This is a genomic window from uncultured Desulfovibrio sp., assembly GCF_949282365.1.
Lineage (GTDB): Bacteria > Desulfobacterota > Desulfovibrionia > Desulfovibrionales > Desulfovibrionaceae > Desulfovibrio.
Genome location: NZ_CASDOY010000019.1, coordinates 20,402 through 30,856 on the forward strand (window position 1 = coordinate 20,402; position 10,455 = coordinate 30,856).

Here is a 10,455-nt window from a genome sequence, read left to right on the forward strand (position 1 = left end):
GGCGGGGAGCGGCAGGACAGGGGAGCCGGGGCTGCGCCCCGCCGTCATGCGGGCGGGATATTTGCTTTTGCGCCGCATATCCGGGAAGATGACGGGACAAAGCGGAGGCCGCATGAAGACGAAGATAGACGCCACGGACGTGAGGATCGTCGAAGAACTCAGGAAGAACGCGCGCATCACCATGAAGGAGCTGGGCGCGCGGGTCTTCCTCACCGGGCAGGCCGTCAGGAACAGGGTGGAACGGCTGGAGGACATGGGCGTCCTCCGGCGCTACACCGTCAACGTCGACTGTCCTGTCTTCGGCTACAAGGTCCATGCCGTCATCAGGGCGCAGCCCGGGGCAGGCGGCGCGGATGCCCTGAAGGCCTGCTGCCGCAAGGAGGGCAGGCGCACCATCCACTGTTACCGGACCACGGGCGACAACCTGTATTTCCTCGACATGTATTTCCAGGACATGGTCGCGCTGGAAGCCTTTTTGGCCGAGCTCGAGCCCTGGTGCGCGTATGAGCTGCATGTGGTCATCCGGGAAGCGGAAGACCTGGCGGGATGAGGCCGTCGGGAGGGATGGCGGGGCGGGAGCGCCGTTGCGTGGGCCCGTGCCGCATGCAGTGCCCCGCCGGAGAGCGGGGGAGCGCGTCTGCATGGGATCCCGGAACGGAAAGGTTGGGGCCCCCGCCGGAGGAGGGGGGAAGGCATGCTGCCTGTGATGACCGGCGGAGGCCCGATGTGGCGCAGGGGCCGGGACGTGCCCGGGGCGGGGCGGTCCTGCGGCGGCGGGGATGACCGCGGACCGGACGGTCCCGCCTGCCTTTGCCGCGGCGATGGCCTCCGGCAGAGGGAGGCCCGCGCGGACGGCGCGGCTGCCCTGCGGCTAAAAATGGCAGCTCTGGCCGTCGTCGGGCATGAGGATGCCGTCCCGGATGCCGCGACGGCGCAGGCACTGGTCCATGCTCTGCCGGGTCAGGGCGGCATGGGCCACGTTGTCCATGTGGCTGACGATGACCCGCGCCTGCGGGCAGGCCTCGCGGACCGCCTGGACGTCGGCGTCGTCCATGATCAGGCGGCCCTCGTCGAGCAGTTCGGCCGCGCAGGCGTTGACGACGACCACATCGGGACGGAAGCGGCGCAGGCTCCCGGCGACGCCGTCATACCAGATGGTGTCGCCGGCCACATAGAGCGTCTTTTCCCCGGGATGCCGGAAGACCACGCCACAGGACGGCCCGCAGGGGATGCGGGTGCCGTGGCGTCCGGGCGTCTTGCTGAGGCGGATGCCCGCGAAGTGGGTCTCCTCTCCCAGGACTTCCACCCGTGTGAAGCCGGAGCGTTCCAGCACGGCGGCATCTTCCCCGCTCTGCACGAACACGGGCAGGCGCTTGTCCAGCGGCGCGCCCACGCTGCCGTCGGCGGCCATGTCGATATGGTCGGGATGCACATGGGTCACGATGCAGGCATCGACGCCGCGCAGGATGTCTTCCACCGGCAGGGGCAGGTCGCAAAGGGGCATGGCCAGATCCAGCTGCTCAGGGCGGCAGCGGAACATGGGATGGTCGCGGAACGTCCCCATGCCGCCCTTGGCTGCCAGCCAGGGATCGGTCAGGAAGGTCGCGCCGGCGTATTCGATGCGGAGCGTGGCATTGCGTATCTGCTGGATGTTCATGGTTCGGTACCTCTCTGGAGTGTTTTGCGGACGGCCGCGCCGTCTGTCCACAGGGGAAGGTAGCAGGGCCGCCGGGAGCGGACCAGAAGCCGGGCCAAGAAATACGGGGCCTTTTCTTGAAAAAATCAAGCGGTCGTACGCCGCAGGGGCCTGTCCGGCAGCTGGCGTGGCCCTGCCCGGCCGGCGGGCCGCGCCACAAGCCTTTTCTCCGGCCGGGCGGCGAAGCGGCTTTCTTTCGGCACCGTTTTTGCTTAATATGGAGGTCCCCCCCTGCCGCCAACACCGTCGGCATGCGGCAACGCTTCGCGGCAGGACGGGGACAGCCGGCGGCGGCCCCCGTCCCCCGTGCTTCCTGCCGTCCCCTGTCCGCTACGGGGCAGGAGCGCGCCGGGCAGGGCGCCGCCGTCAGACCACCTGTTGAACAAGGGAGCCACCATGATCAGCCGAGACCACGCCAACATGCTACTGGAAGGATTTGCCCGCCGGCAGGAGCTCGATCCCCTGCAGCTCGATGACGACAATTACTGTGCCCTGGCCTCGGCGGATGACCATGTGGTGCATCTGCGTTTCGACGAGGAGCAGGGGACGTTCATCGCTTTCGGCAGCATCGGCACACTTTCCGGCGATGCGGAAGTGGCCCTGCGCCAGCTGCGGGCCCTGCTCACAGCCAACCTCATGTGGCAGGATACCCGGGGCGCCACCATCACCCTGGCCCCGGAAAGCGATACCGTCCTTTTGCAGCAGCTGTGGCTGCCCGACCAGGCCACGGAGGAGAAACTGGATGCTTTCCTGCAATCCTTCGCCCTGCTGCTGGATTTCTGGACGCAGCGCTGCGCGGGCCTGGGCGAGATCGTGATGGAGAGTGAACAGCCCTTTTATGTGAAGGTCTAGGAGGAGCCCATGCCACCCATAGACTCCATAGCGCATCTGCGCACCATGAGCCTGGCCCGGGGCAGCTTCGTTCGTCTCGACCAGGGGGACAACAGTCTCAAGACCACCACCGTCAGGGCCCATTTCTGGCAGCGGGCGCAAAGGGATGCGGAAAAGAGCGGCAACAGGGGCGCTGCCGAGCGCGTGCGCGACAGCATCTGCGCCTATTGCGGCAAGGCCGAGGGCACGCGCCTGTTCAACCAGTACATCGGCAAGAAGTCCCTGGAGGGCAAGGCCTTCAGCAGCGGGGACCTGGCCCGGCTCCTGGACGCGGCCCTGGAACGCAATCTTGCCTGTCTGGGGCGCGGCATGGTGGCCACGGGGCAGCGGGCCCTCAGGCCGGAAGTCATGGCGGAACTGGGCCGGGCCGGTATCGATCCCGACTATTTCGTCAGCCTCGTGAGCCAGGGCGTGCGCCTGGTGGGGAACGATTTTTGGGGGCAGCAGGCCGTTGCAGAGGGCGAGCGGGAGCTTGCCGCGGTCGCCTGGGCGGTCAACGCCCTGCACGATGATCTGCAGACCTTCCAGGCGGGCCTGCCCGAAGGTGCGGCGGGCGTGACCGGGGTGCTCCACTGCCTGGAGGGGCTCAAGGCGCAACTGGATACCAAGCGGGACATCATGACCGCCCAGAAGGACCAGAGCCCCTTCACGGCCGGGAACGTGCGTCTTGCTTTCCGGCAGATCTACGCGGCCTACGAACGGGTCATAAAGGGGCATCTGTGCCGGATCGGGGAGGATCTGGGCGAGCTGGATCCCGCTTCGGACCAGGGCATGCGCCTTGCGGAACTGGCCCGGGACCTCAGCAGGCTGATGGCAGCCATGCAGGACAAGAAGACCGACCCGCCCGAGATGCGGGGCCTGGCTGATGGGGAGCGCGTCCCCGATGCGGTGATGGAGGCCTTCAACGCGCTCCCCGGGGAGCTGGGCAAGGAGCTGCACCGGCTGCTGCCCGACCTGTCGGCGGGGCAGCTGGCCAGGGCGATCAAGGATGCCCATATCCGGGTGCTCAACGAACAGGGCTGGGACATCATCCGGCGTGATCTGCAATATCTGGGACGCGGGGGCACGGGAGTGACCGCCACGTCCACCATCACGCCCGCCCGTCACATCGGTGCCGCGGGGGGCCAGCCCGGCCCCATCGGCCGGGCCATGGCCCGGAACGGCCTCAACGGCGTCTCCTGCGAGGACAGGGGCCAGGCCGGCCACGCCCTGAACCTGGCCCGTACGGAGATCGCCGTGGGCGGCAGGACCCTGTTCCGGGGCCTCCGCCACGGCATCAACAGTGCCTACTCCATCAGGGATCCCGAGGCCAGGAAGACGGCCAACGCCACCCGGGCCCGGGAGATCTTCACGGCGGCCCTGCAAAGCTCGCCGAAGCTGGCGGACGTCCAGCGCAGGCTGGCGGCGTACGCCGATGCCGTCATCGACCTGCCCCTGCTTTCCACCAGTCTGGTCACGCCCGATGTGCCGCGCGAGATCTTCGGCACCTCGGAAAAGACCTATCTGGCCGAGCAGTGCGCCTCGTGGCAGGATGCCTGCGGGCCCGACGGCACCTGCACGGTGGCTGTGGTCCTGCCCGACGGGCAGGAGAGGGCGGTCAGGGTCCGGCCGCAGGTGCTCACCTTCAATTTCGGCGTGAACACCGGCGCGCAGGGCGGGCTCCAGGGCCTGATCGGCGGCTGGGGCACGTCCGACCGCTACAACAGGGAAGCCATGGCGCGGCTCTTCGGGGACGACATGTTCGGCGGGATGGTGGAGGCCTATCTCGCACGGTCGGACATCCCCGCCCGGGACAGGCAGAACGTGCAGGCCCTGCGCTACGAGATCCACGCCCTTTGGGCCGCCGGGGGCTACAGGATGAGCGGGGCGGACCCCTATCGGCTGCCTGCGCGTCTGGCCATGCTGGGGCACATCATGGGCGTGATGCCGCTGTTCAATTGCAAGAGCGGCAAGGATCGCACCGGGCAGATGGACGTGGCCTGCAAGACCCTGGCCCTGCAGATGCACGAGAACGGCGGTCTGCTGCCGCGCTTCGATGCACCGCGCAGCCGCATGGACCGGCAGATCTTCCAGCAGGTGGCCATCAACGGCGGCAATCTGGAGATGCAGCGCCTGAACACCGGTCTGGCGGGCTTCAAGACCAAGGGCGTGGCCGGTCTCGATGCCCTGTTCACGGACGAGGCCCGGGAGATCCACCGGGGTTTCAGCAGCTATGTGAAGGCCTGAGCCGCCAGCGCGGAACGGCTGCTTTTTCCGCGCATCCCACCTTTTTCAGACATCTCGTCCAGGGGCGGGCCAGGGCCCGCCCCTGTCGTATGCCGCCCGTCCCGCCTGCTGTGTCCTTCCCGGGCCTGCCGTGTGCTCCGGGAGTTGTTGCCAGCCCGCCTGCGCGGTTGTCGAAGGGACAGGGGAGCGCGAGGGGGCGGGAGGACGTTTCCCCGCCGGAAAAGCCCTCCCGCCCCCTCGTCCATCCCGGCAGACTGCCGCCTGCCGGGCGTATCGTTTCAGCTGTCACATGCCCCGGGCGCGCAGCCAGAGCTGGAGCACCATGAGGGTCCAGAGGGGCTTGCGCAGGTCGGCCTTGCCGGAGCAGTGGGCGTCCACCAGGGCGCGCACGGCCTCGGGCCGGAACAGGCCCTGGGCGCGCAGGCGCTGGGGCGCGAAGAGCTCTTCCATGAGCGGGCGCATGCGGCCGCGCAGCCAGGCCGCCACGGGGATCTGGAAACCGCGCTTGTTGCGGTGCAGGATCTCGGGCGGCAGCACGTCGGCAAAGGCCTTCTTGAGCAGGTACTTGCGCCGGAAACCGCGCAGCTTGTGGCGGATGGGCAGGCGGGCCACATATTCGGCGAAGTCCTTGTCCAGGAAGGGCGCGCGCACTTCCAGCGAATGGAGCATGGAGCAGCGGTCCACCTTGACCAGGATGTCGTCCAGCATGTACTGGCGGGCATAGACGTGGAAGGCCCGGGCCAGGGGCGAGGGCCCGGCGGGCCAGTGCTCGAACTGCTCGCGCGTGGGCGCGAAGAGGACCTCGTGGCGCAGGAAGTCGCGGTCGGGACGGGCCAGCAGCTCGGCCTGCATCTCGGGCGTGAAGGCCGTGAGCAGGGTCTGCACCCGTTCCCAGGCCGGGGCGTGCGCGCCGCGCAAAAATGTCTCCACGGCCAGACGGGGATTGATGTAGCCGGCCGAGGCGGGCAGGAGCCGGGTCAGGGGCTCGATGACGCCGCGGCGTACGATGCCGGGGATGGCGTTGTACCATTCGGCGATCCTGAAGGCGATGTAGTGCTCGTACCCGGCCCAGAGCTCGTCGGCCCCGTCGCCGCCCAGGGCCACGGTGACGTTCTCGCGCGTGACGCCGGAGAGCAGCCAGGTGGGCGCCACCGAGGCGTCGGCCATGGGCACGTCCATGCGGCTGATGATCCGGGGCAGGTGTTCGGCGCAGTCCTCGGCCGAGAGCACGCGCTCGTGGTGGTCGGTGTTCCAGCGCCGGGCCACGATGCGGGCATAGCCGCTTTCGTCATAGCTGGCTTCGCTGAAACCGATGGAAAAGGTCTTGACGGGCGTGGAAGACTGCCGCGCCATGAGGCCGGCCACGATGGAGGAGTCGATGCCGCCGGAAAGGAAGACCCCCAGGGGCACGTCGCTGACCATGCGGCGGCGCACGGCGCGGGTGAGCAGCTCGTGCACGTCGGCGCAGATCTCGGCTTCGGAGCGGCGGTCGTTTTCGTCGGCCGGGGGCAGGTCCCAGTAACGTCCCGTGCTCAGGCGGCCGTCCTCGACGAGCAGCCAGTGCGAGGGCGGCAGGCTCTGGGCCTCGCGGTACATGGTGCCCGGGGTGGGCACATATTCGTAGGCCAGGTAGCGCATGACGGCCTGCGGGTCCAGGGTGAAGGCGAGCCCGGGCACGGCGGTCAGGCAGTTGAGCTCCGAACCGCAGTGGAAGCAGCCCTGCTGCACGGTGTAGAAGAACGGCTTTTTGCCGAAGCGGTCGCGGGCGCAGAACAGGCGGCGGCGGGGCGCGTCCCAGAGGGCGAAGGCGAACATGCCGTCAAAGCGTCGCAGGCAGTCCATGCCCCAGACGCGGTAGGCCTGCAGGATGACTTCCGTATCGGAGTGGCTGCTGTGGAAGCGCGCGCCGGCCTGCAGCAGCTCCTGGCGCAGTTCGGCGAAGTTGTAGATCTCGCCGTTGAAGACGATGCAGAGTTCCCCGTCCACGTCCTGCATGGGCTGGCTGCCGCCGGAAAGGTCGATGATGGACAGGCGCCGGTGCCCGAGGCAGACGGGCCCGGACTGCCAGACGCCGCTGCCGTCGGGGCCGCGGTAGGTGATGACGTCGGTCATGGCCCGGACATGGGCCCGGGCATCCTCGCTGAGGGGCTGGCCGTCAAGACGGCAGATAGCGGCTATTCCGCACATGGCATATCCACAGGGCGTACCGGAGGTCCGGGCCGCCGGTTGCAGGTGTCGGGAGAGCTCCGGGACGGAAGACCGTCACGGAGCGGGAAAAAGGAGGCCTCTAGCGCCCGGCAGGGGGCGTCCGCTCCCGCATGGCGTCCGGCTGCCGGGCCGGAAAGCCGCCGGAGCAGCGTCCGGCAGCGGCAAAACGTCCTTTTGCGGCGCGTCGTGCGATGCGCCGTGGGGACACGGCCCTTGCCCGGGGCGCCGCTCCCCACCTTCAGGCCCCGCATCCGCACAGGCCGGGGCACTTGCGGGGCCAGCTGCCGGAAGGAGCGCGGCAGGGCGGCGTCCCCCAAAAGTGCGCCGGGGGAAGGGGCCTCTCCCGCGCTGGCGGAGGCCCACCGGACGAACAGAGGCGTCCCTGCCCTAAACGGCCGGACCGTGCGTGGCGCGCCACTGCGTATACTGCCGGCAGTAGAGCTCCTGCAGGGCCGCGATGTTGGTCTCGGTATCGAACATGCGGATCACCAGCTCGCGTCCGGCCTGCGCCATGCGCAGGGCCGCCTCGCGATCGGCCAGCATGCGCCGGATGGCGTCGGCCAGGGCGGCGGGATCGCGCTGGGGGATGAGGAAGCCGGTCTCGCCGTCGCGGATGACCTCGCCCACGCCGCAGACGTCGGTGGCCACCACGGGCATGCCGCAGGACAGGGCCTCCATGATGACGTTGGGGATGCCGTCGCGGTCGCCATTGGTATGCACCACGCTGGGCACCACCAGCATGTCGTGTTCTTCCATGAAGCTGCGGATGCGGTCATTGGGCACGAAGCCGGGCATGTCCACCAGATCTTCCAGATGCAGGCGCTTGCGCAGGTTCACCAGCTTGCGTTTCCAGTTGCCGTCGCCCACCAGGGTCAGGCGCACGGGGAAGCCTGCGTCGCGCAGCCGGGCCAGGGCCGTGAGCAGCTCGGGGAAGCCCTTGGTACGGGCGAAGCGGCCGATGGACAGCAGGCGGTAGGGCGGCCGGAAGGGGGCGCGGCAGTCCGTGCGGCGGCTCAGGGTCAGGCCGTTGTAGATGACATGCACCTTGTCTTTCTGTCCGGCGGGGCAGAAGCTCTGCAGCCAGGGCTTGTTGGCCATGTTGTTGGTGCGGATGAAGAGGGCGTCGCGGGATTTTTCGGCCAGGATGCCGTCCTGCGGATAGATGTCGCCCGCGCGGCCGGTGAAGGCGAAGGGGATGCCGGAAAGGCGCGAGGCCACCCAGACAGCGGTGGCCGGGCCGTTGCCCCAGGAGGAGTGCAGCAGCTGGATGCCGTCGCGCTGCGCTTCTTCCGCCAGACGGAAACCGGCCAGGAAGCACCAGAGGTTCTCGGCGTAGGCCTCCAGATTGCGCATCCGGCGGAACAGGCCCCGGCGCAGCAGTTCCTTCACGGTCGTTCTATCGCGCTTCCAGGCGCGCCAGAAGGCCTTGAGCAGACTCAGGGCGGCCAGGGAGCCGAAGCGCTTGACGGGCCCGGCGTAGTTCTTCATCTCGTCGCTGCAGCCGCGCAGTTTTTCGCCGTACATGGTGTAGACGCGGATATCCATGCCGCGCCGGACCAGCTGCTGGATCTCGCGGAAGACGAAGGTCTCGGAGGAAAGGGGGAACCAGAGCAGGACATAGGCCATACGGGGGGACAGCATAGGGACCTCGGCTGGACGGTGATGTGTGACGGTAAAAAAAAGGCCGGGCTGGACGCCCGGCCTGGGGAAGCGTGACAGACTAGGCGTCCTGGTCGTCCTGGTGCTCGCGGCGGAACTTGTCCACGATCTCGCGGGCCACGGGGATCTCCTCGACCACGGTGTCGATGGTCTTGCGGATCTGTTCTTCCGTGTGGGACGCGGAGAGGAAGAAGCGCAGGCGGGCGGCGCCTTCCTTCACGGCCGGGAAGGTGATGGGCATGACATAGATGCCGCGGGAGAACAGGCGGGTGGCCAGGAAGCCGCTGACCATGGAGTCGCCCACCATGATGGGCACGATGGCGTAGCCCTGGGCCGCGCCGGTATCCAGGCCCTTTTCCTGGGCATAGCTGAGGAAATACTGGGAGATGTGCTGCAGCTTGTGCACGCGTTCGGGCTCGCGCTGCATGAGCTCCAGGGCCTTGTGGCAGGCGGCGGCCACGATGGGCGGCATGCCCACGCTGAAGACGAAGCCCGGGGAACCGTACTTGAGGTATTCCACCAGCTCCTTGCGGCCGGCGATGAAACCGCCGCAGCCGCACATGGCCTTGCTGAGGGTGCTCATCCACATGTCCACTTCCGTGGGCTCGATGCCGTAGTATTCGTGCACGCCACGGCCGGTGGCCCCCAGCACGCCGAAGGAATGGGCCTCGTCCACCAGCAGCATGCAGTCATACTGCTTCTTGAGCTCGATGATGCGCGGCAGGTCGGGGATGTTGCCGTCCATGCTGAACAGGCCTTCGGTGACGATGCAGGCGCGCTTGTGCTTGGCGCGGTGTTCCTTGAGCAGCTTTTCCAGCGAGTCGCAATCGTTGTGCTCGTAGGAATAGCGGTCGGCGCCGGAAAGGCGGGCGCCCTGCATCAGGGAATTGTGCGCCAGGCCGTCATAGAAGATGGCGTCGCGGTGGCCGAAGAGGAAGCCCAGGGTGGAGACGTTGGTGGCGTGGCCGCTCACATAGGCGATGCAGTCCTCCACGCCGTAGAAGTCGGCCAGGGCGCGCTCCAGTCGGCGGTGGGGCGGACGCTCGCCGCCCACCAGACGGCTGGCCCCGGCGGAGCTGCCGAAGACCCTGGCGGCGGCGGTGACGGCCTCGGTGATCTCGGGATGGGTATTGAGGTCCAGATAGTCGTAGGTGGAGAAGTTGATGTACTCCTTGCCATTGATCACAGTGGTGGCCTTCGCCGCCCGCTCGTGACACAGGAAGAGCGGGTTTTCCATGCCCATCTTGGCACCCATTTCCACCATGCGCTCGAAGGAGAGCTTGGAGCGCAGGCGCGAGAAGCTGCTGGCACCGCTCTCCTGGGCGTTCTGGCTGGAGTGGTTTTCTTTCATTCCGGATCCTCTCAGAAAATAGTATAAAAACCGTACGTTACAGATGACGCACAGTAAGCGTTCCGGGCGAACTACCCGTAAAGATTGTTTTTAACGGCTAACCATAGCCCAAGAGGCCTGTCATGGCAAGCAGGAAAGCCCCTGCGGCGGCACAGGCTGGACAAGCGCCCAGAGATGGCCTAAAATTTGCTTTTACCATGGACCATTATGCCCGGCTCCTGTGCGAGAGCGCGGGCGGACGCATACCGGACCCCTCCGGGTCCCTTACCCGCCGGCGGCGGTATCCCCGGTATTTGACCATGCAACGACCCGAATCCAGCGCAGGGGCCGCGGCTCTCGACCTCTGGCCCCTGTCCGGCCCGGAGGCCGCGGGCAGCGAAGCCTGCCGCCTGCTCCTCGAAGAGCGTATGGACGCACTTCTTCC

Annotated in this window: 7 protein-coding genes; 3 read left to right on the plus strand and 4 right to left on the minus strand. The window is 67.7% G+C overall.

The genetic code is table 11. The features are described from left to right. Positions 1 to 112: 112 nt before the first annotated feature. Complete coding sequence (locus Q1X76_RS05670) at positions 113 to 550, plus strand: Lrp/AsnC family transcriptional regulator (RefSeq protein WP_300718611.1); 438 nt, start codon at positions 113 to 115, stop codon at positions 548 to 550. 321 nt (positions 551 to 871) lie between these two features. Here the strand turns inward: Q1X76_RS05670 and Q1X76_RS05675 are convergent, their stop codons facing one another. Next, complete coding sequence (locus Q1X76_RS05675) at positions 872 to 1,657, minus strand: MBL fold metallo-hydrolase (RefSeq protein WP_300718613.1); 786 nt, start codon at positions 1,655 to 1,657, stop codon at positions 872 to 874. Positions 1,658 to 2,092: 435 nt separating this feature from the next. Between Q1X76_RS05675 and Q1X76_RS05680 the strand changes: the two genes are divergently transcribed. Both Q1X76_RS05680 and Q1X76_RS05685 read left to right on the plus strand, forming a co-directional pair. After that, positions 2,093 to 2,548: a type III secretion system chaperone gene (locus tag Q1X76_RS05680; protein ID WP_300718615.1), complete on the plus strand. Its 456-nt coding sequence runs from the start codon at positions 2,093 to 2,095 to the stop codon at positions 2,546 to 2,548. Positions 2,549 to 2,557: 9 nt separating this feature from the next. Then, on the plus strand, positions 2,558 to 4,813 hold the full coding sequence (locus Q1X76_RS05685) for an inositol phosphate phosphatase SopB (RefSeq protein ID WP_300718617.1): 2,256 nt from the start codon (positions 2,558 to 2,560) through the stop codon (positions 4,811 to 4,813). A gap of 285 nt (positions 4,814 to 5,098) precedes the next feature. Here the strand turns inward: Q1X76_RS05685 and asnB are convergent, their stop codons facing one another. The 3 genes from asnB to Q1X76_RS05700 all read right to left on the minus strand — a co-directional run bounded on the left by asnB (position 5,099) and on the right by Q1X76_RS05700 (position 10,031). Further along, complete coding sequence (gene asnB, locus Q1X76_RS05690; RefSeq protein ID WP_300718619.1) at positions 5,099 to 7,000, minus strand: asparagine synthase (glutamine-hydrolyzing); 1,902 nt, start codon at positions 6,998 to 7,000, stop codon at positions 5,099 to 5,101. 408 nt (positions 7,001 to 7,408) lie between these two features. Then, on the minus strand, positions 7,409 to 8,662 hold the full coding sequence (locus Q1X76_RS05695) for a glycosyltransferase family 4 protein (RefSeq protein WP_300718621.1): 1,254 nt from the start codon (positions 8,660 to 8,662) through the stop codon (positions 7,409 to 7,411). 79 nt (positions 8,663 to 8,741) lie between these two features. Continuing rightward, the gene (locus tag Q1X76_RS05700; RefSeq protein WP_300718623.1) at positions 8,742 to 10,031 is read right to left on the minus strand and encodes an aminotransferase class I/II-fold pyridoxal phosphate-dependent enzyme; all 1,290 of its coding nucleotides are present in this window, start codon (positions 10,029 to 10,031) and stop codon (positions 8,742 to 8,744) included. Positions 10,032 to 10,455: the final 424 nt, after the last annotated feature.